This window comes from Limosilactobacillus reuteri (genome assembly GCF_020785355.1).
In the GTDB taxonomy this organism is placed as follows: domain Bacteria; phylum Bacillota; class Bacilli; order Lactobacillales; family Lactobacillaceae; genus Limosilactobacillus; species Limosilactobacillus reuteri_I.
The window spans coordinates 1-210 of sequence record NZ_JAJGVH010000040.1; the positions used below are offsets into that span (position 1 = coordinate 1).

Below are 210 nucleotides of genomic sequence, written 5' to 3' on the forward strand. Positions count from 1 at the left end.
CTAAGGCGGGACAGATGACTGGGGTGAAGTCGTAACAAGGTAGCCGTAGGAGAACCTGCGGCTGGATCACCTCCTTTCTAAGGAATAAAACGGAACCTACACATTGAAGAAACTTTGTTTAGTTTTGAGGGGTTTACCCTCAGAGCTTGTACTTTGAAAACTAAATACTATCTAATTTCTTTATTAACAAAACAATAAACCGAGAACACC

General features: G+C 41.0%; 1 rRNA gene. It reads left to right on the forward strand.

The features are described from left to right. A 16S ribosomal RNA gene (locus LMB56_RS01450) occupies nt 1–77 on the forward strand; the annotation flags it as partial. Nucleotides 78–210 lie beyond the last annotated feature (133 nt).